This window comes from Streptomyces sp. NPDC005195 (genome assembly GCF_040608315.1).
GTDB classification, from domain to species: Bacteria; Actinomycetota; Actinomycetes; order Streptomycetales; family Streptomycetaceae; genus Streptomyces; species Streptomyces kaempferi.
In genome coordinates this window covers 56787-81302 of sequence record NZ_JBEXHZ010000018.1, presented here as the reverse complement: position 1 = coordinate 81302, position 24516 = coordinate 56787, and the positions used below count along the sequence as shown (strand labels likewise).

Here is a 24516-nt window from a genome sequence, read left to right as displayed (position 1 = left end):
CTCAGCGGCCGCCCGCGACCAGCAGCGGCGCACCGCCTCCCGCCGCCGTACGCGGCAGCGGCTGCGGGGCCGGAGGCAGCAGTCCCCGCGCGGCCAGAACCGGGATCACGCCCTCACCGAACCAGTACGCCTCCTCCAGGTGCGGATACCCGGAGAGCACGAAGTGCTCGATGCCCAGAGCGTGGTACTCCTCGATCCGGTCGGCGACCTCGTCGTGGCTGCCGACGAGAGCAGTGCCCGCGCCACCCCGTACGAGACCCACGCCCGCCCACAGATTCGGGGAGATCTCCAGCTTGTCCCGGGAACCGCCGTGCAGGGCCAGCATGCGCTGCTGGCCCACCGACTCACTGCGCCCGAGTGCGGACTGCGCGGCCGCGACCGTGTCCGCGTCGAGGTCGTCGAGGAGCCGGTTCGCGGTCGACCAGGCCGCGGCGGACGAGTCGCGCGAGACGGAGTGCAGCCGGATACCGAACCGGACCGTACGCCCCTCGCGCTCGGCCAGCGAGCGAATCCAGTCGATCTTCTCCCGCACCTGGGCCGGAGGCTCGCCCCAGGTGAGATAGACGTCCGCGTGCCGGGCCGCGACCGGCCCCGCGGCGGCCGACGAACCGCCGAAGAAGATCTCGGGCAGGGGGTCGGGCGGCAGCGCCGTCAGGCCACCCTCGATCCGGTAGTGACTCCCGTCGAAGTCGTACGGCTGCCCGCTCCACACGCCACGCACCACGGACAGGAACTCGTCCGTACGCGCGTACCGCTGGTCGTGGCCGAGATGGTCGCCGAAGCGCCGCTGCTCGGCCGCGTCGCCACCGGTGACGACATTGAGGAGCAGCCGTCCCCGCGTGATCCGCTGGTAGGTCGCCGCCATCTGCGCCGCGAGGGTCGGCGACACGACACCGGGCCGGAACGCCACCAGGAACTTCAGCCGTTCGGTGTGCTGGGCCAGTGCCACCGTGGTCAGCCAGGCGTCCTCGCACCACGTGCCGGTGGGGGTGAGCACGGCCTCGAAGCCCAACTGCTCGGCGGCCTTGGCGATCTGGGCCAGGTACGCGATGTCGGGGGCCCTGACCCCGTCGGCCTGCCGCGCGCGGCCGAGGGCGTGGGACGCGTACGCGTGCCGGTCCACCAGGGTGCGGCCGTCGCCGCCGGTCGGCAGGAACCAGTGGAGATGGACGGCCATGTCACGACTCCTTGTAGACGCGGGGGGTGGTGGTGGACGGCGGCAGGCCGCCGTTGAAGCGGGGGTCGACGAACGCCGAGAAGTCGACCTCGCGCGGGATGAGCCCGAGGCCGGTGAAGGTGTCCGCGATCCGCTGCTCCGAGGCGATGAGCGGCTTGTCGACGGCGACCGCGATACGGCTGGCGTTGGTCCGCTTCACCGACGCGAGCGCCACCCCGTACGGCAGTCCGGTGTCCTTCGCCCACACCTTCGCCCAGGCGTCCGGGTGGTCGTAGACCCAGTCCTGGGCGCGCCGCAGCCGCGCCAGGTAGTCCTTGACCGCCGCCGCCTTCCGGCTGTCCCCGAGCGCACCGGGCGCGGCCACCTGGAAACTGAGCCCGTTGACCACCCCGTCGCCGTCCGTCAGGATCCGGCCCTGCCCGGCCTCGACCACCTGCGAGGTGTACGGGTCCCACACCGCCCACGCGTCCACCTTGCCGCCGGTGAACGCGGCCAGCGCGTCGGCGGGCTGCAGGTACTTGACCTTCACGTCGCTCAGCTTCAGACCGGCCTTCTTGAGCGAGGCGATCAGCTGATAGTGCGCGGACGAACCCTGCGCCACGGCTATGGACCTGCCCTTCAGCTCCTCGGGGCGCCTCAGCGCCGAGTTCTTCGGTACGAGGACGGCCTCGCCCTTGGACGTGCCGCGCCAGGCGGCCACCACCGAGACCTTCGAGTCGGCCCCGGCCGCGAAGACGGGTGGGGTGTTGCCGACCCCGCCGATGTCGACGGCCTTGGCGTTGACGGCCTCCAGGAGAGGCGGCCCGGAGGTGAACGTCGACCATTTGATCTTGTAGTCGAGGTTCTTGAGCTCCCCGGCGGCCCGCAGCACCGCCTCCGAACCGCCCTTCTGGTCACCGACATCGAGCGTGAGGGAACCCTTGCCGTCGGTTCCGGCACCCGCGGCGGTGTCGGCCGCCGAGGTGCCGCCGCAGGCGGTGAGCAGCAGGGCCAGGGGGAGGAGAGCGGCGGGGACGAGGCGTCGTCGCATGGCGATGTCCGTTCGGTCGGTCCGGGTGCGGGGCGAGCGTGGGCGTCGCGCGGTCGGTGGAGGGAGGTTCGGGGGCGTGGGGAGGTCAGGACGGACTGTCGACACCCAGGCGCTCCAGGAGCCCGGCACGCAGAGGGGCGAAACGGGGGTCGGCGATGTCGCGCGGGCGGTCCAGCTCGACCTGGGTCTCGTACGCGATCGCGCCCTCGTGCATGACCAGGACCCGGTCGGCGAGGAGCACGGCCTCCTCCACGTCGTGCGTCACCAGCAGGACCGCGCAGCCGCGCCGCCGCCACAGCTCGCCGACCAGCCGCTGCGCGGTGATCCGGGTGAGGGCGTCGAGCGCCCCGAACGGCTCGTCGAGCAGCAGCAGATCGGGTTCGCGCACCAACGCGCGGGCCAGTGAGGCACGTTGGGCCTCACCACCGGAGAGCGTCCTGGGCCACGCGTCGGAGTGGTGGGTGAGACCGACCTCGGTCAACGCCCGCTCGGCGACGGAGCGTTCGGGCTTGCCTGGCAGTCCGAGCAGGACGTTGCGCCACACCCTCTTCCATGGCATCAGTCGCGGCGCCTGGAACGCGACGGCCTTGCGGCGCGGGACGAGGACGGAGCCCTCGATGTCGCGGTCGAGTCCGGCGAGGATGCGCAGCAGCGTGGACTTGCCACAGCCGCTGCGGCCGAGCAGTGCCACGAACTCCCCGGGCCTTACGTCGAGATGGAGGTCCTGGATGACGGTGCGGCCGTCGAAGACGCGGGTGAGCCCCTGGACCCGTACGGCCGGGAGGGCCGCGGACGCCTCCGCCTGTGCGCGCGACAGGGTCTGTGCCGGCGGGTGCGCGGGCGGCTGTGTCCGCGCGGGGATGTGCGCCGCCGCCGCGGCCTTCTCCGCGGTCACCGGCCTGTGAACGTCGGTCGCCATTGCAGCAGCAGCCTTTCGAGGGAGCGGACGACGAAATCGGCGAGCAGGCCGAGGAAGGCGTAGACGATCAGACAGACCACGATCACGTCGGTCCGCAGGAAGTCACGGGCCTGCACCATGAGGAAGCCGATCCCGGCGTCCGCGTTGATCTGTTCGGCGAAGACCAGCGCCAGCCAGGCGATGCCGAGGGAGTAGCGAAGTCCGGTCATGGCCCCCGGCAGCGCGCCCGGCAGCACGACGTGCCGGACGAGCCCCCAGCGGGAGAGCCCGAGCGACTCCCCGGCCTCGATCAACCGGGAGTCGACGCCGCGGATACCGGCGTACACGTTCAGATAGAGCGGGAAGGAGACGCCCAGCGTGATGATGGCGATCTTCGGAGCCTCGCCGATCCCGAACCAGATGATGAACAGCGGGATCAGCCCGACGAAGGGCACGGTCCGCAGCATCTGCACGCTCGCGTCCACCAGGTCCTCGCCGATGCGGAAGAGCCCGGACACCAGAGCGAGACCGGTGCCGACGACCGTTCCCAACAGGAGTCCGACGGCGACGCGTTGCAGGGAGACGCCCATCGCGTTCGGCAGCGACCCGTCGGTGATCAGATCGGCGCCGACCCGCGCGATGGTGCCGGGCGGGGCGAGGACGCCGGAGGCCAGCACGCCCGTGTAGCTGAGGAGTTGCCAGAGAGCGAGAAGCAGGAGGGGACCGGAGGTGCGGCGCAGCCAGCGGGGGACGCGGGCACGGCGCGTGGAGCTCGGTACGACCGGGACGAGCTCGGGCGGTGCCGGTGGCCGCGCGGTGTGCTCGACAGTCGCGGATATTCCGGGAATACCGGACTCGGAAGAGCCGGGCGGGGCATGGCTGATGGTCATGGATGCTCCACGGGGAGGAGAGCGGCCGGAGGGGGTACGCCGGAGCCCCGCCGCGTCAGGAGCCAGGTGTGGCCTCGTGACGTGCGGGTGGGGCGGAGCGCGGGCGCGCCGGGAGGAGAGAGAGCCGTACGGGCGAGAGGTGAGAAGGCGTCAGCAGCCGCGGCGACACGCGGCGGAGGCCACCCGCAGCAGGTCGATGTGACCGCGCGTGGTGAGCAGGGCTGAACGCAACATGCGGCAGAAAATAGTCAGGTCGCCGGTGCCCGGTCAATGGTGTCTCGCGGAATGGACCCCGCCTCCCGCGGGCCGGCCGGTCGTAGGCGCGGCCCGGCGCACGGGCGAGAATCGGGGCATGTCCGATGCCTTCACCACCCGAGTCCTGAACATCACCACCGGTAGCGCGGAGACGGTCGTCGACCTCACCCGTGACTGCGAGACCTTCCTGCGGGAGGCGGCGGCCGGGCGCGACGGCCTGCTGAACGTCTTCGTGCCCCACGCCACGGCCGGGATCGCGATCATCGAGACCGGCGCCGGCAGTGACGACGACCTCCTCGCCGCCCTGCACACCCTGCTTCCCTCCGACGACCGCTGGCAGCACCGCCACGGCAGCCCTGGTCACGGCCGTGACCATGTGCTCCCCGCCTTCGTCCCGCCCCACGCGACACTGCCGGTGCTCGGCGGGCGACTGGAGCTGGGGACCTGGCAGTCGGTGTGCCTGGTGGATACCAATAGGGACAACCCTCATCGGCAGGTTCGACTGTCGTTCCTCACGTGACGAGGGTGCCGACCGTAGGTATCTGAGTGGGTGTTATGCGGCGTTTTAGCAACTTTCAGACCGAGTCGGCACCATGTTGTGGGACCGAGACTCGCTGGACAAGCATGATTGGGTGTTGTACATGCCCGTTTGTAACCTGGGAGTCTGCGGCTGGTGTCGGGCGTCCTGAGATCATTCACAGATGACGATTGCTGCTGTGCTCTTTGATGTTGATGGGGTCTTGCTGGACTCCGCTGCCGCCCATCGCCGGGTATGGAACTCCTGGTCATTGATGCGAGGCCTGGACCCCGATACAGTCTGGCGGTTCACGTTCGGGCGCCGGCCCGAGGACACGGTGGGGGACGTGGCTCCCTCACTGGACCCGGTCGCCGAGCGGCGGGTTCTGGATCAGCTTCTTGCGCGGGAGGGGAATGCCTTTCCTCCAGTCGAGGGGGCAGCCGTCCTGCTGGCGGTCCTGCCGGCTGAGGCGTGGGCCATTGTGACCTCGGGGGATCGCGAATCGGTGCATCAACGTTTCGCCGCGGCGGGCCTGCCTCTGCCCGGCGTGCAGGTCTTCGGCGCCGATGTCGAGCGGGCCAAGCCCGAACCCGACTGCTTCGCCCTGGCCTCTTCGCGCCTGGGCGTCGATCCGTCCCGGTGCCTGGTCGTCGAGGATGCCCCCGCTGGCGTCCGGGCAGGCAAAGCCGCCGGCTGCACCGTCGTGGGACTCACCACCGCTCACTCGGGAAGCGCCCTTCAGGAAGCGGACTTCTGCGCGGCAACGCTGGCAGAGGTCGAAGAGCTCGTCCGTTCCCATGGCCTCGTGATCGACTGAAGCAGGGTGACCAGGCCGGGTTCGGGTTCGGCGAGGATGCCGCGGGTGACCAGGCGTTTCCGCTTGGCCCGGATGGTCTCGACGTGGCGGGGTTCGGTGCCGGTGTCGAGTATCTGGCAGAGGTCTTTGGCGTGGAGTCCTTCCGCGGCCTTGTCGAAGGCGGCGAGGATCTCGCGGTAGCCGGGCGGCAGTGGACGGTCGAGGAACTCGACGTCGAGCTCATCGAGTTGAGGGCGTTGGTGAAGACGGCGCACTGGGTCCGAGAGGCAGGTACGGACCGCAAGTGGACCGAGCTTTCCGCCCTCCTCCGAGACCACGCGCTGGTGACGGACGCCAATGGCCGTCCTCGAAAACTCATCATCTTCACTGAGCACCGCGACACCCTCCACTATCTGCAGGGCAAGATCGGGTCGCTTCTGGGTAAGCCCGATGCCGTCAGGGCCATACACGGCGGCGTGCGCCGGGCCGAACGGCGGCAGATCACCGAGGAGTTCACCAAGAACCGCGACGTGCAGATCCTACTGGCTACCGACGCCGCCGGCGAGGGACTCAACCTGCAGGCCGCACACCTGATGGTCAACTACGACCTGCCCTGGAACCCCAACCGCATCGAGCAGCGCTTCGGCCGCATCCACCGCATCGGCCAGGAGGAGGTTTGCCGGCTCTGGAACCTTGTCGCCTCCAACACCCGCGAGGGCGAGGTTTTCACGCGCCTGCTGGAGAAGCTCGACCAGATGCGCGAGACGTACGGCGGGAAGGTTTTCGATGTCCTGGGAGAGGCGTTCGCCGAGACCCCGTTGCGGGACTTGCTCCTCGATGCCATCCAGTACGGTGAGCAGCCAGCTGTCAAGGATCGGATGTACGAGGTCATCGACACCACCGTCGGAGACGGCCTCAAGGGCCTCCTGGACGAGCGTGCGCTCGCTTCGGAGTACTTCTCGGATGCCGATCTCCGCGCTCTGCGTGCCGCGATGGACGAAGCCCGCGCCCGACGTCTTCAGCCGCACGACATCGAATCGACCTTCAAGGAGGCCTTCACCCGGCTCGGTGGCCGGATCGTCAAGCGCGAACAGGGGCGTTACGAGATAGCCAACGTGCCCCAGCACATCCGCTCAGCAGGCAACGGACCAATTGCCACCCAATACGACCGCGTCACGTTCGACTTCAGCCACGTCCAGCCCGACGACCGCGCCGACCTGCTCGCCCCCGGCCACCCGCTGCACGACGCCGTCATGGACGAGACCATCCGGAACTTCGGGGGCGCCCTCAATCAGGGCACCGTCCTCGTCTCGGCCACCCTCGAAGAACCGCACCTCCTCGTCGGGGTTGTCGAGGAGGTCACGGACGCCACCGGTGAGTCGGTGCCCCGACGGTTCTCCTACGCTCACGTCGACAGCCACGGCACCGTGCACCCGGCGGGCCCCGCGCCCTACCTCGACTGCGCCGCGGCGCCCAACGGTGCGGCGATCGACATCGCACGCGGGCTTCCCTGGCTCGCAGACGCCGAAGACAAGGCAACCAGCTGGATCATCTCCAACCAGCTTCCCGAATACCTGGCCGAGGTCCAGCCCCGTCGCCTGTCAGAGTTGATCAAGACCCGGGAACTGGTGACCAAGCGTCTGACCTCTGAGAGCGAGCGGCTGCTCCTTGATGCTGCGGCGGCCTTCGAGAAGGAACGGATGGGCGAGAAGCCCAAGGAGTCCTCCGAGAGCCTCCGGCGCAAGGCTGTCGAGCTCGGTGTACGGCTTCGGAAACGTCTCGCAGTGCTCGACCAGCAGCAGCTGATGTCGACGAAGCCACCGCAGATCCTCACCGCGGCGCTTGTACTGAGCGTTTCCGACCTATCGTCTCGCGAGTGAAGAGTGAAGAGTGAAGAGTGAAGCGCGGAGGTCATGTGATTCGGGCTGATCCGCGACAGGTCGAGCACCCGCCGGCGTCCGAGTTGGCGAAGGCGCGCCGCCAGCAGGGACGCCGAACCCGGCGAGGCGGCGTTGGCCTGGATGCGGCGGCCCATGCTCTGCAGCAGACCGTGTGCAAGGTTCGTGATCGATAGCCAAAGTCCCCCTACCTCTGGGCGGTCCACCTGCACGCCGGAATCTGCAAGCGGGCGGTGCCGCGGTTGCTGAGCCGCGGCACCGACATGCACACAACCGTTCGCCATCGCTCCACTACGTCGGGCCGGACAGGTCCTCTACCAGCAGGTCAAGCGTGGCTTCCTCATGGAGCGCGACGCCGAGGGCGGTCATGGCAGGGGCGAGGCCCGGGTCCCAGTCCGCCTCGACCGGGCGGCCGTCGAGGGGTAGTTGAGGGACGGCCTCCGCCTGGCTGTCAGCGGCGAGGCGTTCGTAGTCCTCGGAGCCCATGCGCCACGGTAGGGCTTCGTAGCGGCGGATTATCCGATTGGCCAGCGCGATGCCTGGCCAGTCGAAGTCGCCGTGGTAGGCGAAGCCGCAGCCGGTGGCGGCCAAGGCGTCGAGGAGTGTGAGGACCACCGTGGCGGCGCTGCCGGAGGTGCAGACCAGGGGCTTGGCGCAGGCCGCGTCGGCTGCGGCTTCCACCACGCGCGGGTTCTCGCAGATATGGATGACGGTTCCGGCGGGCAGTTGGAGACGAAGGTCGAGCAGATCGCGCGATGTCAGGTGGGTTTCGGCGTGATGGGTGGCCCGCTCTCGCAGTGATTTTTCTCGCCAGCCCTCGCCGAGGGGGCGTAGACCGTAGGTCAGCACGGTGCTTGAGACCTCGTCCGGGGTGACGGAGACCAGCCGCCACAACGCGCGCCGACCGGCCGCGTTGCTGGGGAGCTCGGTGTCATGGGCCAGGGCGACGCCGCGTTGGACGAGGCGAGCCAGCCAAGTGCCGTCGTCGAGACCGTGCGCCGAACCGGTCGCCATCGCGGCGAGCTCTCCTCGACCTCGTGTGCCGGTGCGTTCCGGAACGACCAGCACGGTGAGTACCTGGACCGCCTGCCGAAGCGTCCGCACCGCCGCTTCGGGCGTCACCCCTCTCGGAACGCCGGTGCGGCGCAGCGCGTCGGACCACTGCCGTGTCCATTCCTGCCCGGCGAGCGGAGAGGCGTCGAGAGACGTGGTGAGCGACGACCACACGTGGCGGCGCTGTGCCGCGTCGTCCTCGCGGGCCGCGCGGCGGTCGGTGAGCGGGGGGCCGAGCTCCTCCAGAACGCTTCTGAGCCCGAGTCCCGCAGCCGAGGCCTGCAAGCGTGCGTCGATTGCGTCGAGCCGCACGGTCACGGCCGTACCCGTGAGTGGTTTGCCCAGCAGGAGTGACAGGTCGTTCCGTTCCTGGGCGCTCACAGCGGTCAGCCGGACGGAGCCGGTGGATTGCACGCCGTTGCCTTCCAGACGTTTGCGTACCGCGCCCCAAAGCCGGGCGAGACCGGGGCCTGCCAGCCAGCCGCGTGTGGCGGCCGGGAGTCCGCTCATACCGATGCCAGTCGCCGATGCCGACCGTTCCAGGTGTAGTGCAACGTGGCCACCCCCCGCACATGGGGGTCGCGGAGGCACTCGTAGATGTGCAGGGACGGAACCTCGGCCCAGTTGCCCATCAGCCGCTCGCTCGTGAGGACGAAGTCGAGATCGAGCTCGACGAGGATGCGGCCCAGCCGCCCATGGGTAGGTTCGTCGACCTTGGCGAAGGCGTCGTCCAGGAGGATCAACCGAGGAGCGTGCGGTGCCCACTCGGCGAGGCTGGTGAAGTGCGCGGCAGCGGCTGCGAAGAGCACGAGGTACGAGAGCACGCGCTGCTCTCCCTGGCTGAGTCCGGTGCGTCCGGTCAGTTTCCTCTTACGCCCGGGGACGGCGTCCTCGACCACGAAAGTGTGGAAACGGAACCACGCGCGGTAGTCCAGTGCGGTCCGCAGATGGGCGGTGTAGCCGGCCGAAGGGTCGGCACGGCGCGCGTCTTCGATACGGCGTTGCAACACTTCGCGTAGTTGCTCGGTCTGCTCGCGCGTCCGGAGGCTCGACGGGCTGCGCAGCAGCTCGACGGCTGCCCGCACGTCCGCGTCCACGTCCTCGTCGAGCTTCCACAGCAGCTCCACGCCGAGACCGTGCGAGGTCCGTACAGTCTTCAGAGTGTCGTTGAGAGCCGCGACGAGATGGGCCGCGGTGATGACCTGCGTGGAGAGATGATCGCCGAGTTCGCCGGTCAGGAACCGCTGGAACACCTCGCTCTCGCGCTCGGTGAGCCGCCCCCTCGCCTCCGCGGACTGTACGGTGATCCGCTCGCCGACGACCGCGACATCGTGCGAACCATGATCGTCGAGCAGGCGGCACACCTTGATGCCGTCGCGTTCCTCTAGCTGTGCGTCGTATCCGCCCGCCAGTTGGTCGCGCAACTCCGTGTGGCGGTTGAGCAGGGTGCTGTCCGACACCTCTCCCCTCGAACGGCCGAGTGCCTGCTCCACCGCGTCGGCCAGTGCACGCAGCGCGCGCAGACGGTCGCGGACATCCGAACCGGGGTTGTCCGAGACGTGCTCGACCAGGGAGAGCCGTTCCAGCCCCGCCCCGGTGACTACCTCCGGACGGTCGAGAGCCTCGCGGAGGGTGCGGCCGGTGTCGATGACGGTCGTCTCCTGCTCCGCCAGCTCCTCGCGCAGGCGCTTCTCCTCCTCCTCCGCACGCACGCGTTGATCGCGGAGTTCGCTGTGGGCGCGCTCTGCCGACGGGATGGCGCCGGAGGCGTTCACGATGCGTCGCTCGGCGTCCTGCTCGCGGGTCAGGATCTCCTCCTCGGACGATCCGACGGCCGCCTCACGGGTCCGCAGATCTTGTTGCGCGGTGTGCAGTTGGTGGAGGCGAAGCCGGTAGTTTCCCTCCGCGTCCACACGCCCCTCTCGGGCGCGCTCGTACCGACCGCCTTCCGCCTGACTTCCGCCGAGTCGACCGAGCGTGCCGTTGAGCGCTCTGCGCAGGTGACCGATACCGCTGAGCAGGGATGCCAGCGCGGTGCGTACGCGGTCCAGGGCGGTCGCGTCGCTGGGCAGGTCATGGGCGGTCGCGGTGGCGTCCACCTCGGTGCGCGCCGAGACGGCGAGAGCGCGGGCCTCCTCGGCCAGCCGTGCCGCACGGGTCGCCTTGGCGGTCAGATCCCGCGACGTCTTCTCGGCTGACGTGGTCCTGCTCCAGGCGTCGGAAAGCTGCCCGGCTCGGGGAAAGTCCCGTTCCGCCAGCGCGAGGGCCCGCCGCCTGGAATCGGCTGCGGCGAGTTCGGCACGGGCGTCGGTCAGCAACTGCTCCGTCTGCGTAAGCCGGTCCTCCAACTGGGCGAGGACGCGCCGCCGGGTCTCGGCGCGTACGGCGGCCCCCACGTACTCGGCGACGCTCTTGTGGTGTCGGCCGCGCAGGGCCCCCAGCCGCCAGCTTCCGTCGAAGTGGACCGCGCTGGCAGCGGTGGTCTCCGAGGCCGGTGCGAGCGCGATGGCGGCCAGCAGGCGCTCCACCTGCTCGGAGGTGACGCCGCACTTCGGCTGTGCGGCCGGACGCAGGGCCGAGGCAAGGCTCTGTGCTCCTGGCGGCAGTTCAGGGTCCGGCTGGAAAAGGGTGTCCCTGGTGAGCGGGTCGAGGAGGATCCCTTCCGCGCTGACCCAGGCGTCGAGGATTCCGCTCGCCTCCAGCGCCGCCTCCAGGCCGGCCCGGTCGGCGGCGGTCACGTGCTCCGCGAAGTCCACCAGCCGAAAGAAGGGTGCTCCACCGGCCGGATTCCTCTCGGCGGCGCGGTGGTACGGGGGCGGCGGCTCGGGGTCGGTACGCCGCTCCCAGTCGCGCTGCTCGTGCGACAGGCGGTCGATCTCCTCACCGAGCCGGCCGACGCCGAGCGCCAGTGCGTCGCGGTGCCGGGTGAGGTCATCGGCATACGGCTCCAAGGCCACATGAGCCACCTGCCGCGCGAGGGTGTCGATGTCGGGTGGCAGCGTACGCTCCGAGAACGGGGCATCGGAGGAGGTCTCACTGACCACTTCAGCGAGGACGGCATCCAGCGGCGGACAGTCGGGCCCCGCTGCGGTCCGTGTGCTCTCCACCCACGCGGCGACCTCGTCGGCGTATCCTCGGCTCTCCTCCGCGACCTTCTCGCGGCTGACTTCGAGACGGTCGGCGGCCTCCTCCGTCTCGCCCTCAAGCCGTTCCCGCTCCGTGTCGGCCTGAGCGGCCCTGGTCCGGGCCCCGTCGGCCAGTGAGGAGAGGCGGGTCACCTCCTGGACCATCCGCGCCCGGTTCCGTACGACAGCTTCGGCATCCTCCAGTTGCCCCTGCCAGGACCGCAGCCCGGCCTCTGCCGTGGCCGTGTCCACGCGAACCACCGGCCGGTGGTCTACGGTCTGCGGCTCCCCGTCCGGGCTGGTCAGCTCCGTCCGCGTCGCCTGGGTGCGGAGCGTGCGAGGCAGCGCCACCGCGTCGCCGAGATGTCCGGCGGGGAGCCCTGCCTTCTCCGCCTGGGTCAGCAGCTCCCGGTGTTCGGTCCCCAGCTCGGTGAGCCGGCTCCCCAGGCCTTCGACACCCTCGGCCAGTCGTTCGGCCGCGCCCTCTTCGGCGTCGTGCGCGTTGCGCAGGGCGGTGAAGGCGGTCGTGGCCGTGGTGTGCAGGGCCTCCACCGTACTGCGGCGTTCCGACAGTTCGCGCAGGCTGCGGTAAGCGTGGCTGGCGTGCAGAGCGGCGAGCTCTGTCCGGGCAGTCTGTTCCTCCTCGCGGAGAGTCTCCAGCCCGGCTTCCGACTCCTCCTCCCGCCTTTTCAGGTCGCCCGTCCGCTGTGCTGCGTCCCCGGCCGATCGTCGTCGTAGGGAGAGGGTGTCCAGTTCCCTGCTCACGTTCCGGGCGGAGGCGCGCAGGACTCCGGCGAGGTAGCGGCGATAGTCGGCGAGAAACTTGCGTAGCGCCGTGTCGGTACGTTCCAGGCGCCCGAGTTCGTCCCGTACGGCGTCCAGGTCGTGAAGGTTGCGTGCCACCTTCTCTACCACTTCCTCGTCGAGCCCGGGCAGGGTCTCGCTCAGCAGGACAGCCAGGCCCCCGTGCTCGATGCGGTCCCCGACGGTGGGACGTCGCAGCCGGTGGAGGAGCTGGGTGAGGTTTCGGTAGCGCGTCGTATCAGTGATTCCAAAGAGGTCCCGCGCCACGCGAGCACGGTGGCCGACCGCCCGGTCGGTCGCGTTGTCGGAACCGACGATCTCCTTGAGCCGGTCGACGGGAAGTGGCTTGCCCGCTTCGACCAGGCGCAGGTCCTCACCGACCCGCAGCGGGGTGACGAAGAAGGTCGCCACCGCCTTCTGCGTCGACTTCGAAGCACGGACGGCGGCACCGAGCGTCAGATAGCGGTGGTCGCCGCCCTCGTCCGTACCCCGGAACTCCACCCACAGGTAGCCGAGGCGGTTGGTCTGCTCGAACCCGTCCAGCATCAGCCAGGTGAGCGTCGTCCGCCCGGTACCGGTCGCATCCAGCGCCCGGGAGTCCCCGTCCAGCAGATACGGGAGCAGCATCTCCAGGGCCTTGGACTTCCCCGCGCCGTTCTTGCCGCGCAGCAGCAGCCGCCCGTCACCGAAGGCAAACTCCTGCTCGTCGTACTGCCAGACGTTTTGGATGCCCGCGCGGTGCAGACGGAAGCGGGTACCCGCTGTCGTCGTCGACGGGCTGGATCGGGGCAGCGGGACGAGGCCACGTGCATCGGCGGTCATAGCGTCAACTCCTGCTGTGCGTCGGCATTTTTGCGGGTCGAGTCGGCCGTACGCACGGTGACGCAGGTGGCATAGCGGGCCGCCGCGGCGAGCAGTACCCAGCCCTCGTCGCAGGGCCGGGCTCCGCGGACGTCGGTCACCTGACGGCCTTCCGGCAGCTCTTCGGTAGCCCGTCCCCCTTGGCCCGCAGTGGACCGGCAGGGGCCAGCAGCCGCATGCGGGACAGCAGGTCCAGCACCGCTTCCCGCAGAGCGTGGAGATCTTCCAGGTAGCCGCGCTGCCAGTTGCTGCGGCCTCCGTACTCTGTGACCAGCTCGGCCAGCAGCTCATTCACCAAGCCGTCCGGAACGGCGACTCCGACGACCAGGACGCCGCCGGTCGCCGGATGTCCGGGATCGGATGGGCGCAGGCGTTCAACGAGCCGTTCCAGCAGCAGCAGTGCGGCCTGGGCGACGGTACCCGTGCCGGGAAGGTGGAGATCGGTCAGCTCTTCCTCGGAGTCGACCAGCGCCATTCCCTCGGCACGGATCTCAGTCTCCAGACCGAGGAGTTCGAAGAATGCCTGGGCTTCCCGGCGCTGGCGGGTGCGAAGCCAGTCGCGTTCGGCGTCGGTCAGTTCGTCGAGGTGGACGACGGGTGTTTCGACGAGCATCCGGCGCACGTAAGTACGAGGTCCTCCGAAGCCCGGGTCCGCGGCTCGCCGGACCAGGTCGGCGCCGTCCCGGGATTGGGCGAGCGGTCCGGCCACGACGACGCGTGCGAGCTCGCGGTCCACCGTGATCAAAGCCTCCCCGTCGGCTTCCTGGGTGATGGCAGTCACGTGGCCCTCCGTCTCGATGAGTACGCCCCACTCGACCAGCTGGCGCAGAGCCGCGACCAGGGTCCGTTTCCCGGCTGCGCGGTCCGTCGCCTCCAGCTCGACGCCCGCATCGGCAGCCGCGGCCCGAATGTCGGCGGTCAGCTGAGACAGCAGCATCTGCTCGGGTGCGGTCACCAGTACGGACAGAGCCAGCGCGAGGCAGGAATACGTGTGCGGGGTGAAGGGAGTGCCGGTGGACCGCACGAGCCGATGTCCCGCCCGCGCTCCCAGTCCGGCCTTGAACAGCCGGGCGTAGGAGCTGTCGACCAGAAGGCGGTAGCCGAGTACCTGCTGGAATCGCTTGCCCAGCCAGTCGGCGTGCCTGCGGACCAGTGGGAAGAGGTCGGCATGCGGGCCGTCCGAAGTGACCAGAGGATGGGCGAGCAACAGCCGTGCAGCGGACCGGCGTTCGGCCGCCAGGGCCACGTCGTGGGCGGAGGGAAGGGTCATGAAACGTTCATCTCCGACTCACCGGCGGCTGTGGCGGAGGTCCGGCCGATGACCAGCTCCAGGTCGTCCAGGAGCAGGTCCCCGTCGGCCGAGTGGAGGAGCGTGCGAGTGCCCGCCGTACGGTGCACGGTGAGCCAGATGCCCAGATCCGCGTCCTCGCTCCACGCCGCGTCCAGGCCGAACTCCGGCGCCCGCTCCCCGGCCGCACCGGCGCGACGTTCCAGCTGAGCGTTCCCGAGCGCCGTGGCCAGCAGCTCCAGGAGCAGGCTCAGCGCCGCCGAAGTGAGCCGCACGTCGTCGAAACGGCCCGACGCGCTGCGCAGTTCGTCCGCCGCCGCTTTCCTGGCCGCCGCCCGCTCACGCGCGGCCTCCCGGAGCCGTTTCTTCTGCGCGGAGTGGTCCTCCACCGACGACGTCCGGCCCCGCTGTGCGCGGCTGCCCCTCTCTCGCAGCGCGACGGGGACCTCGACCACCGGTCCGGTCCACCAGCTGGTGTAGGCCGGCACCACCTCGTCGGTGGCAGGCGGTATGCCCAGGTGTCGGGCGCCGTACAGCCCGAAGGCGGCGACGGCGATGTCATGCGCGTCCTGCGGTGCCGCTTCGTCGAACCACCGGGCCAGCCGCAGGAGGTCCCGGCGGCGTGACATCTCCCCGGTAGCCGAACGGAGCATCCGCTTGGCGTTGGCCAGCAGGGACTGGAGCGCCCGAAGGGTGGCGTCCCGTAGTTGGTCGACCTGGCTGCCCTGACCGTCGGTGCTGCTGAACCAGCCGCGCAGCCCCTCCCAGTCCGCGAGCTCGCGCCCACGGCTGCGCTGCACCCGGGCCTCCGATCGGCCTTCGCTCTGCGCGGAGAGCCCGGTGAGGCCCTGGGCGTGCGCGTCCAGTCGGTCCAGCAGGACCGGAAGGTGTGGCCACAGCGCGTCCAGTGCTGCCGAGATCCGGGGGGCCCGGAAGGCCACGTCCTCCGTGATCGCCTCGACGTAGTCCAGAAGCAGTTCCTTGAAGCCCTGGTACTCGGCACTGTCCAGGTCGTACCGGGCGAGCACCTGGCCGAGGTAGGCGTAGAAGTCCCGGATGGAGTCTGCGAACTCGGCGAACTGCACGAACAGCGTGCTGACCCGCTCCAGCCCGTCCTGCGGGGCGATACCGCCCGGCTCGGACACCAGCTCGGCGAGCTCCCGGAGGCCGCGCTCGACCAGGGCCAGCAGCTCGTTGCTCACCTCGCGAGCGGCATCGGCCTCGGCCAGCACCCCGTCGGCGTCCCGCTGGATGCGTTCGCCGAGCCTCGACACCTGGTAGCGGGCGCGGGAACGCTGGTACTCGGTGATGCTGGACGCCTTCACCGTGTGGCTGCCGCGGAGCAGGTTGCCCCACCGCTCCAGCTGTTCCAGCCGTGCCGTGAGGGTGTCGGCGTCGAGTTTTGCACCTGCCCCGCCGGACTCGCGCAGCTTCGCCATGACGTCCGGGACGGCCAGGTCCGCCAGGAGCGTCCCGCAGAAGACTCGCATGATCGCGATGTGCTCCAGTCGCTCCGGCGCGCTCAGGTAGGCGTACGCGTCCAGCCGCCTGCGCGTCGCGTCGTCGCCGGATTCCGGCGGTGTGCCGGGCGCGGGTTTCTCCATGTCTGTGAGGTTACGTGGAGCATTCGGCTGCCGTTGCTGTGTAGCTGGAAATGCTCCGAGGCTGCGCTGAGGTGGACCGGGAAGGCCCGGTCCCCGACGCTCCTGCGCCACACAGACAGGTGGACGAGGGCTACGTCTTTCACTCGGCCTTCGGCGACATCAACCATGTCTCGGCGTTGCTCAGGAACTCACCCATGGCGCCGAGCGACTCCGGCGACGACCCGACCTGGTTAACCTGGGATTGCCTTAACGGAGGTTGGCGGACACGAACGTCTCCAACCCCGCACGCCAGGTGCGGTTGAGCTTTCTCGGCTGATCGTGCGGGGCCCGGGAAGACCGCCGCACCCGACGTCCGGCAGCGGCGTTCCGAGGACCGGCCGACCGCACGATGATGATCTTCACGATGCCGCGGACGAGCGACCGGCCGGTGGCGATTCGGCCCGTGCCGTTCTTGAGCGGGTGTAGACAGGGCAACAGTCACGAGGGCGCCCGTCGGGCGCGCCCGTCGCGAACGTCAGGAAGGGACTGTGCATGTTCCGGAAGGTACTTGTCGCGAACCGTGGTGAGATCGCCGTCCGCGCGTTCCGCGCCGCCTATGAACTGGGCGCGGGAACAGCGGCGGTGTTCCCCTACGAGGACCGCGGCTCGCTGCATCGCCTCAAGGCCGACGAGGCCTACGAGATCGGCCGGAGAGGGCACCCGGTGCGTGCCTACCTGTCGGTCGAGGAGATCGTGGGGGCGGCTCGCAGGGCCGGGGCGGACGCCGTCTACCCCGGATACGGATTCCTGTCCGAGAATCCGGAGCTGGCCCAGGCCTGCGAAGAGGCCGGGATCACCTTCATCGGCCCCAGCGCCGACGTACTGGAGCTGACCGGGAACAAGGCGCGCGCGGTCGCCGCCGCCCGCGCCGCGGGCGTCCCGGTCCTCCGGTCGTCGCAGCCGTCGAACGACATGGACGAGCTCACGGCCGCGGCGCGGGACGTCGGCTTCCCGCTGTTCGTCAAGGCGGTCGCCGGCGGCGGCGGACGCGGCATGCGGCGCGTGGACGACCCGGCGCACCTGCGCGAGTCCATCGAGGCGGCGTCCCGCGAGGCCGAGTCCGCCTTCGGCGACGCCACGGTGTTCCTGGAGAAGGCCGTCGTCGACCCCCGCCACATCGAGGTGCAGATCCTCGCCGACGGAGACGGCAACGTCATCCACCTGTTCGAGCGTGACTGCTCGGTGCAGCGGCGCCACCAGAAGGTCGTCGAACTGGCCCCGGCGCCCAACCTCGACCCCGCCCTCCGGGACCGCATCTGCGCCGACGCGGTCGCCTTCGCGCAGAGCATCGGCTACCGCAACGCCGGCACCGTCGAGTTCCTTCTCGACCGCGACGGCAACCACGTCTTCATCGAGATGAACCCGCGCATCCAGGTCGAGCACACGGTGACCGAGGAGGTCACCGACGTCGACCTGGTCCAGGCGCAACTGCGCATCGCCTCCGGCGAGACCCTCGCCGACCTCGGCCTCTCCCAGGACCGGATCCAGCTCCGGGGCGCCGCACTGCAGTGCCGGATCACCAGCGAGGACCCGGCCAACGGGTTCCGGCCCGACACCGGCACCATCAGCGCGTACCGCTCGCCCGGCGGTTCCGGGATCCGGCTGGACGGCGGCACCGCCTTCGTCGGCTCGGAGATCAGCGCCCACTTCGACTCCATGCTGGTGAAACTGACCTGCCGGGGCCGCGACTTCGCCACCGCGGTGCGGCGCGCCCGCCGTGCGGTGGCCGAGTTCCGCATCCGCGGCGTGTCCACGAACATCCCGTTCCTGCAGGCGGTGCTCGACGACCCGGACTTCCAGGAGGGCAGGGTCACCACCTCGTTCATCGAGGAACGCCCGCATCTCCTGACCGCGCGCCACTCCGCCGACCGCGGCACCCGCATGCTCACCTACCTCGCCGACGTCACGGTCAACAAGCCGCACGGCGAGCGCCCGCACCTGATCGACCCCACGACCAAACTGCCGGACGTACCGGCCGGTGAACCGCCCGCCGGGTCGAAGCAGCGGCTGACCGAGCTGGGACCGGAGGGCTTCGCGCGGTGGCTGCGGGAGTCGACCTCGGTGGCCGTCACCGACACCACCTTCCGGGACGCCCACCAGTCCCTGCTGGCCACCCGGGTACGGACGAAGGACCTGCTGGCCGTCGCCCCCGCCGTGGCCCGGACACTGCCGCAGCTGCTGTCCCTGGAGTGCTGGGGCGGCGCCACCTACGACGTCGCCCTGCGCTTCCTGTCCGAGGACCCGTGGGACCGCCTTGCCCAGCTGCGCGAGGCGGTGCCCAACCTCTGCCTGCAGATGCTGCTGCGCGGCCGCAACACGGTCGGCTACACCCCCTACCCCACGGAGGTCACCACCGCCTTCGTCGAGGAGGCCACCCGGACCGGCGTCGACATCTTCCGCATCTTCGACGCGCTCAACGACGTCGGCCAGATGCGCCCCGCGATCGACGCCGTGCGCGAGACCGGATCGGCCGTCGCCGAGGTCGCCCTGTGCTACACCTCGGACCTGTCCGACCCGGCCGAGAAGCTCTACACCCTCGACTACTACCTCCGGCTCGCCGAGCGGATCGTCGACGCCGGCGCGCACGTCCTGGCGATCAAGGACATGGCCGGGCTGCTCCGGGCACCCGCCGCCGCGAAGCTGGTGACCGCGCTGCGCAGGGAGTTCGACCTGCCCGTCCACCTTCACACCCACGACACGGCAGGCGGCCAGCTCGCCACCTACCTCGCCGCGATCGACGCGGGCGCCGACGCCGTGGACGGAGCGGTCGCCTCCATGGCGGGCACCACCTCGCAGCCGTCGCTGTCGGCGATCGTCGCGGCCACCGACCACTCGGAGCGACCGACCGGGCTGAGCCTGCGGGCGGTCGGCGACCTCGAACCGTACTGGGAGATCGTCCGCAGGATCTACGCGCCGTTCGAGGCCGGCCTCGCCTCGCCCACCGGACGCGTCTACGACCACGAGATCCCCGGCGGCCAGCTGTCCAACCTGCGTGTCCAGGCACGGGAACTGGGCCTCGGCGACCGCTTCGAGGACATCGAGGCGATGTACGCCGCCGCCGACCGGATGCTCGGCCGTCTGGTCAAGGTCACGCCGTCGTCCAAGGTGGTCGGCGATCTCGCCCTGCACCTCGTCGGCGCGGGGGTCCCGCACGAGCGGTTCGCGGCCGACCCCGGGGCGTACGACATCCCGGACTCCGTGATCGGGTTCCTGCGCGGCGAGTTGGGCGACCCGCCCGGCGGCTGGCCGGAACCGTTCCGCAGCAAGGCCCTCAAGGGCCGTGCGGCGCCCAGGCCGGTCGTCGAACTGTCCGCCGAGGACCGCGACGGACTGGAGAAGGACCGGCGGGCCACCCTGAACCGGCTGCTGTTCCCAGGCCCGGCCAAGGAGTTCGGGGCGCACCGCGACGCCTACGGCGACACCGGCGTCCTGCCGAGCAAGGACTTCTTCTACGGTCTGCGGCCGGGGGAGGAGCACGAGGTGGACCTCGACCCCGGGGTGCGGCTCCTCATCGTCCTGGAGGCGATCGGCGAGGCGGACGAGCGCGGCATGCGTACCGTGATGGCCACGCTCAACGGCCAGCTCCGGCCGATCCAGGTGCGTGACCGCTCGGTGGCCTCGGACCTGCCGGCGGCGGAGAAGGCCGACAAGTCCGACCCGAAGCACGTCGCCGCGCCGTTCGCCGGTGTGGTGACGCTGTCGGCCGCGGCCGGGGACACCGTCGAGGCGGGCGCGACCATCGCGACGATCGAGGCGATGAAGATGGAGGCCGCCATCACCGCCCCGGTCGCCGGGACGGTGGGGCGTCTGGCGATCAGCTCCGTCCAGCAGGTCGAGGCGGGCGATCTCCTGGTGGTGATCGCCTAGGCATCCTCGGACAGCGCGGGACACCTCTGGCTACGGTCGGACCCCGCGAGGGCGATCGCCCGAGTCCCGGAACCGTGCCGCCATTCGGCCGGCTCCGGGACTCGGGGAGTTCACGGCTCCGGGTCGCCGGGGCCGTACGGGGTCGCCGGGCGGCCGGGGCGGTCACTGCTCCCGTAGGCCCCACGGCGAGCCGTACGCGGTGAGCAGGTCGAGGAACGGGCGGGCGGGGAACGCCTCCGGGCCGAGGACTCCCGAGCCGGTCCAGGCGCCGGTGGCCAGGAGTTCGAGGGCGACGACCGGGTTGACGGCCGTCTGCCACACCACCGCCTGGGAGCCGTACTCGGCCATCGACCACTGGTTGTCGACCACGTGATAGAGGTAGACCTCGCGCGGCGCGCCGTTCTTGGTGCCACGCACCCAGGTGCCCGCGCAGGTCTTGCCGTGCATGCGCTCGCCGAGCGTCGCCGGGTCCGGCAGACAGGCGGCCACGACGTCGCGGGGCGACACGGCCACCGGGCCCGAGGCGCTCGGCACGGTCACCGGATCCGTACGGTCCAGGCCCAGCAGGTGCAGCGTCCTGAGGGTCTGGATGAACTCCTCGCCCAGGCCGTACTTGAAGGTCACGCGCCGCGCGTCGACCCAGCGCGGGACGAGCAGCACCTCCTCGTGCTCCACGTTCACGCACTCCACCGGGCCGATGCCCTCGGGGAAGTCGAAGACCTCCGGCTCGCTGAACGGCGCGGTGGTGAACCAGCCGCGGTCCGCCTCGTAGACGACCGGCGGGTTGAGGCACTCCTCGATGGTGGTCCAGATGCTGAAGGACGGGGCGAAGTCATAGCCGTCGACGGTGAGGTTCGCGCCGTCACGGATGCCGATCTCCTCGATCTCGTCGAAGAGTTCGTCGGCCGCGTACCGCGCGAAGACGTCGGACAGTCCCGGCTCCACGCCCATGCCGACGAGGGCCAGCGCGCCCGCCTTCTCCCAGTCGGCGGCCTGCGCGAACTGCGCGTCGCCGAGCATGACCCCGCACTCGTCGTACGGCCTCTCGGGATGCGGGCGTGACAGGGACATCGCCATGTCGAGGTAGGTGGCACCGGCCGCGCGCGCCGCCTGGAAGAGGGGCATCACGAACCGCGGATCGGTGGCGTTGAGCAGGACGTCGCACCTGTGCCGGCCCAGCAGCGCGGTCACCGCGTCCTGGTCGGAGGCGTCGACGCGCTCGGCGCGGAAACGGCCTTCGGCGTCCGGGAGGGCGGCGACCGCGGCCTCGGCGCGGCTCAGGTCGTAGTCGGCCACGACCATCTCGTCGAAGAAGGGGCGACGGGCCGCGATCCGGGTGATGGCGGTGCCCACACCGCCGGCTCCCACAAGCAGAACACGCATGACACGGACTTCCTCTCTGCGGAGTGGGGACGTGCCCGCGCGGACCGGTGACGCGGCGCCCCTGGCGGGAGATCCAACGCCGGGCGCCCGGATAAGGTCAATGGTGTTGGCATAAGGAGTGAGGAGGCGCCGTGCCGAAAGCGGTGGTGCCCGAGGAGAAGCGGCGGCGTCGGCGTCCCACCAGGGGCGGCACCGTGCTGTCCGAGCGGCTCATCGTCGAGACCGCCCTGCGGATGCTGCGGGAGCACGGCAGCGCGGGACTCACGGCCCGCCGTCTCGGCCTGGCCCTGGACGCCGATCCCAGCACCCTGTACCGGTACTTCCGCGGTATGGACGACCTGACCCTCGCGATCGGCGACGCGCTGATCGGCCAGGCCCTGGACGGGTGGCGGCCCACGGGGGAGTGGCGGTCGGATCTGCGCGGCCTCGGGCTGCGTATCCACGCGGTGTACGTCGGGCATCCGCAGGCGGCCCTGCTGACCGCGAACCGGGTCACCGGCCGGGCCCACGAACTGGCGGCCGACGAGGCCATCCTCGACGTCCTGCGCACGGCGGGGTTCCCGCTGCCGGACACGGTACGGATCTACCAGGCCTTCATCGACCAGACGCTGGCCTTCGCCGCGCTCGACGCGGCCTCGCTGGCGCTGCCCCGCGAGAGCCGCAGCGCCGACGAGGACATGTGGCGTTCGACGTACGCCCGGCTGCCGCGCGCCACCCATCCCCGGATCGCGGAGGCGGCGCCCCTTCTGGCGACCCGCATGGTCGACAGTGCCTATCCCACGGCTCTGGAGATGCTGCTGGACAGCGCCGCGGCGCGGTGGGAGACGCTGCGCGCCCGGTGACGGCGGGCGGTGCCGCGGAGCGATACCCCGCGGACGGGGTCCCGTGGCCGGGAGCCGGGAGGGGCCGGGGGCTGGAGGGCTGGGAGTCGGTGAGGCGGGGGGCTGGGGGGCGAGCGGTTCGAGTGGGCCGGACGGACGGGTGGGGCGGTTCGGACGGGTGGGACGGTTCCAGCGGTCCAGACGGTGGCGGGAGCGCTCCCATACAGGGAGGATACGGCTCATGACTCATCAGCCGACGATCCGCCCGTACAAGGCCGAAGACCGCGCGGCGGTGGCGCACGTATGCGTGATGACGGCCCACGACGGAGGGGATTCACGGGCCCTCTATCCCGACCTGGAGCTGATGCCGTCCCTGTTCGCGCACCCCTACTGTCATCTTGAACCGGAGCTCGCGTTCGTGCTCGACGACGGGACCGGCCGGGCGGTCGGCTACGTCCTCGGCACCGCCGACACCGCGCGGTTCGTCGGCGCGTTCCGCGACATCTGGATACCGGGTGTCGCCTCGCGCTACCCCCGGAGTACGACGCCACCGCGGACGCCGGGCGACACGATGATCGACCTGCTGCACCGCCCCGAACGCATGATCCTCCCCGAGCTCGCCGCATATCCCGCGCATCTGCACATCGACCTGCTCCCGGACTGGCAGCGCAGGGGCCATGGCCGGGCGCTGATGGACACCTTCCTCGACGCGCTCGCGGATCGCGGTGTCCCCGCCGTCCACCTCGGCATGGTCACCGCCAACACGTCGGCCCGCGTCTTCTACGACCGTGTCGGCTTCCACGAGATCCCCGTGCCGGAACCGGGCCCCCTGACCTATCTGGGCAGGCCGACGGGCCGCCCGCGCCGCTCGCCCTGAGCCGCGCGGGCCGTGGGGGCCGGGCCCGCGTCAGGGAGAGGACGCGGCCTGAGTCAACCTAATCAAGATCTCGTCCCTCTATACGAGGAGACGTCCTACGGGTGGTGGGGGGAGAGGGCATTGCTCAGGGCGGTGGAAGAGCGTCGCGGCGATGTCGGCAACGGTCGTGGACGGACGGTGGGACCCGGTGACGGTCCACCGCCGGCCACCGCGGGCGACGACGCACGCGGGCGGCCGGGCGGCATGCCGTACCGGATCGTGTCGTTCGTCGGACGCACCCTGCGCGGCGAGTGGCACGGCATGGTCGTCGAACCGATCCGGCAACTCCTGCGCCGCGGACTGTCCGGACTCGTGCTGGCGTTCGTGGCCGCCTTCGGGGTCATCTTCTTCCACGCGATCGCCCAGCATCCGACCGGCGCCACGGTGGTGCGGCTGACCGGCGGCGTCAAGGCGGCCCTGCCGCTGCCGCTGGCCCTGCTGCGCACCCCCGTGTCGCTGTACGTCCCCGCCCTCGACCTGCCGGTGTGGGCGGGCATCACCCAGCTGTTCCTCGCCTTCGCCCTCGCCGAACTCGCTCTCGGCCGGGCCCGGACCCTGGCCATCGCGTACGTCACCACGCTGGCGGGCACCCTCACCGTACGCGTGATGATCGCGATGGGGCCGGGCTGGTGGGGTCTGGGGCTGCCGCCCGAGACCGGGCAGGTGCTGGACACCGGTCCGTCCGCCGCGGTGGTGGGTCTGTTCACCTACCTCGCGGTCGTCCGACGGGCGCCCGTGGTGTTCGCGCTCACCGGCGGCTCGATGGTGTGGGAGTCGATCGTCAGACCCAATCTGGCGGGTCGGGAACACCTGATCGCCGTGGCGGCCGCGATCGTCCTGGGGCTGCTGCACGGGCGCTGGCGAAGACCCGTGCGGGCCCTGACGGTCCTGTTCCCCTCGCGCCGTGCGGAGAACCGGCCGAACGGCTGTCCTCGTCTGTCGGAACCACCGGTCCCGCCGGCCGCGGCGGAGTCACCGGCCCTGGCGGGAGCAGCGGCTGTCGCGCAGCCACCGGACCTGGCGGCTCCGGCGGACCTGATGGCCCTTGCGGACCCGGCGCATCGCGCCAACGAGTCGCGGGCGCAACTGCGCTGACACCGCCGGACACGGGTCGAAGGCCTGTTCCGTGCCAGGCGCACGGTGGCGGACGTACGGCGAGTGGGGTGGGCCGCCGGTGACCCGATCCGGCGTCCGGTGGGCAAACTCACCCGAGATTGTGAGTACGACGAAGGTCACAATTACATATCGGACACTTCGCACTTCAATCTTCACGTGAGGCACACAAGTTGGCTAA

At 70.5% G+C, this 24516-nt stretch carries 18 protein-coding genes; 7 read left to right on the top strand and 11 right to left on the bottom strand.

The genetic code is table 11. The features are described from left to right. Position 1: 1 nt before the first annotated feature. The 5 genes from ABZV34_RS20260 to ABZV34_RS20240 form a co-directional block, all read right to left on the bottom strand. Positions 2 to 1177: an LLM class flavin-dependent oxidoreductase gene (locus ABZV34_RS20260; protein ID WP_356278166.1), complete on the bottom strand. Its 1176-nt coding sequence runs from the start codon at positions 1175 to 1177 to the stop codon at positions 2 to 4. Position 1178: 1 nt separating this feature from the next. Then, positions 1179 to 2207 carry an ABC transporter substrate-binding protein gene (locus ABZV34_RS20255; protein ID WP_356278164.1) on the bottom strand — a complete coding sequence of 343 codons (1029 nt, stop codon included), beginning with the start codon at positions 2205 to 2207 and terminating at the stop codon, positions 1179 to 1181. 85 nt (positions 2208 to 2292) lie between these two features. Next, complete coding sequence (locus ABZV34_RS20250; protein WP_356278161.1) at positions 2293 to 3126, bottom strand: ABC transporter ATP-binding protein; 834 nt, start codon at positions 3124 to 3126, stop codon at positions 2293 to 2295. Further along, positions 3099 to 3995: an ABC transporter permease gene (locus tag ABZV34_RS20245; RefSeq protein WP_356278159.1), complete on the bottom strand. Its 897-nt coding sequence runs from the start codon at positions 3993 to 3995 to the stop codon at positions 3099 to 3101. Before ABZV34_RS20245 ends, ABZV34_RS20250 begins: the two co-directional genes overlap by 28 nt. 150 nt (positions 3996 to 4145) lie before the next feature. Continuing rightward, a complete protein-coding gene (locus ABZV34_RS20240; RefSeq protein ID WP_349817350.1) occupies positions 4146 to 4229 on the bottom strand; it encodes a putative leader peptide in 84 nt (27 codons plus the stop codon). Positions 4230 to 4347: 118 nt separating this feature from the next. Here ABZV34_RS20240 and ABZV34_RS20235 point away from each other — a divergent pair, with 118 nt between their 5' ends. The 3 genes from ABZV34_RS20235 (at position 4348) to ABZV34_RS20225 (ending at position 7443) form a co-directional block, all read left to right on the top strand. Then, positions 4348 to 4770 carry a YjbQ family protein gene (locus ABZV34_RS20235; protein ID WP_356278157.1) on the top strand — a complete coding sequence of 141 codons (423 nt, stop codon included), beginning with the start codon at positions 4348 to 4350 and terminating at the stop codon, positions 4768 to 4770. 181 nt (positions 4771 to 4951) lie between these two features. Beyond that, positions 4952 to 5584, top strand: coding sequence for an HAD-IA family hydrolase (locus ABZV34_RS20230; RefSeq protein WP_356278154.1), 633 nt, complete (start codon positions 4952 to 4954; stop codon positions 5582 to 5584). Positions 5585 to 5667: 83 nt separating this feature from the next. Then, positions 5668 to 7443 (top strand): helicase-related protein, encoded by a 1776-nt coding sequence (locus ABZV34_RS20225; RefSeq protein WP_356278151.1) that lies wholly within the window; start codon positions 5668 to 5670, stop codon positions 7441 to 7443. Positions 7444 to 7752: 309 nt separating this feature from the next. Here the strand turns inward: ABZV34_RS20225 and ABZV34_RS20220 are convergent, their stop codons facing one another. Genes ABZV34_RS20220 through ABZV34_RS20200 form a run of 5 tightly spaced genes read right to left on the bottom strand, consistent with a single transcriptional unit; the run spans position 7753 to position 16196 of the window. Then, positions 7753 to 9024: a TIGR02679 family protein gene (locus ABZV34_RS20220; RefSeq protein ID WP_356278148.1), complete on the bottom strand. Its 1272-nt coding sequence runs from the start codon at positions 9022 to 9024 to the stop codon at positions 7753 to 7755. Further along, positions 9021 to 13265 (bottom strand): TIGR02680 family protein, encoded by a 4245-nt coding sequence (locus tag ABZV34_RS20215; protein ID WP_356278145.1) that lies wholly within the window; start codon positions 13263 to 13265, stop codon positions 9021 to 9023. The genes ABZV34_RS20220 and ABZV34_RS20215 overlap by 4 nt, the downstream gene beginning before the upstream one ends. Beyond that, positions 13262 to 13405, bottom strand: coding sequence for a hypothetical protein (locus ABZV34_RS20210; RefSeq protein ID WP_356278142.1), 144 nt, complete (start codon positions 13403 to 13405; stop codon positions 13262 to 13264). Before ABZV34_RS20210 ends, ABZV34_RS20215 begins: the two co-directional genes overlap by 4 nt. Continuing rightward, positions 13402 to 14574 (bottom strand): TIGR02678 family protein, encoded by a 1173-nt coding sequence (locus ABZV34_RS20205; protein ID WP_356278139.1) that lies wholly within the window; start codon positions 14572 to 14574, stop codon positions 13402 to 13404. Before ABZV34_RS20205 ends, ABZV34_RS20210 begins: the two co-directional genes overlap by 4 nt. Then, positions 14571 to 16196, bottom strand: a complete 1626-nt coding sequence (locus ABZV34_RS20200) for a TIGR02677 family protein (protein WP_356278136.1) — start codon at positions 16194 to 16196, stop codon at positions 14571 to 14573. Before ABZV34_RS20200 ends, ABZV34_RS20205 begins: the two co-directional genes overlap by 4 nt. A 531-nt stretch (positions 16197 to 16727) precedes the next feature. On the opposite strand from ABZV34_RS20200, the gene ABZV34_RS20195 reads away from it, so the two are divergent. Next, positions 16728 to 20102: a pyruvate carboxylase gene (locus tag ABZV34_RS20195; protein ID WP_356278133.1), complete on the top strand. Its 3375-nt coding sequence runs from the start codon at positions 16728 to 16730 to the stop codon at positions 20100 to 20102. Between the two features lie 162 nt (positions 20103 to 20264). Here the strand turns inward: ABZV34_RS20195 and ABZV34_RS20190 are convergent, their stop codons facing one another. Next, positions 20265 to 21485, bottom strand: coding sequence for a saccharopine dehydrogenase C-terminal domain-containing protein (locus tag ABZV34_RS20190; RefSeq protein WP_356278130.1), 1221 nt, complete (start codon positions 21483 to 21485; stop codon positions 20265 to 20267). Positions 21486 to 21616: 131 nt separating this feature from the next. Here ABZV34_RS20190 and ABZV34_RS20185 point away from each other — a divergent pair, with 131 nt between their 5' ends. The 3 genes from ABZV34_RS20185 to ABZV34_RS20175 all read left to right on the top strand — a co-directional run bounded on the left by ABZV34_RS20185 (position 21617) and on the right by ABZV34_RS20175 (position 24317). Continuing rightward, the gene (locus ABZV34_RS20185; protein ID WP_356278127.1) at positions 21617 to 22327 is read left to right on the top strand and encodes a helix-turn-helix domain-containing protein; all 711 of its coding nucleotides are present in this window, start codon (positions 21617 to 21619) and stop codon (positions 22325 to 22327) included. A gap of 220 nt (positions 22328 to 22547) precedes the next feature. Next, entirely contained in the window at positions 22548 to 23183 is a 636-nt protein-coding gene (locus ABZV34_RS20180) for a GNAT family N-acetyltransferase (RefSeq protein ID WP_356278124.1), read from the top strand. A 243-nt stretch (positions 23184 to 23426) separates the two neighbouring features. Then, positions 23427 to 24317 carry a hypothetical protein gene (locus ABZV34_RS20175; protein WP_356278315.1) on the top strand — a complete coding sequence of 297 codons (891 nt, stop codon included), beginning with the start codon at positions 23427 to 23429 and terminating at the stop codon, positions 24315 to 24317. The last annotated feature ends 199 nt before the right edge of the window (positions 24318 to 24516 follow it).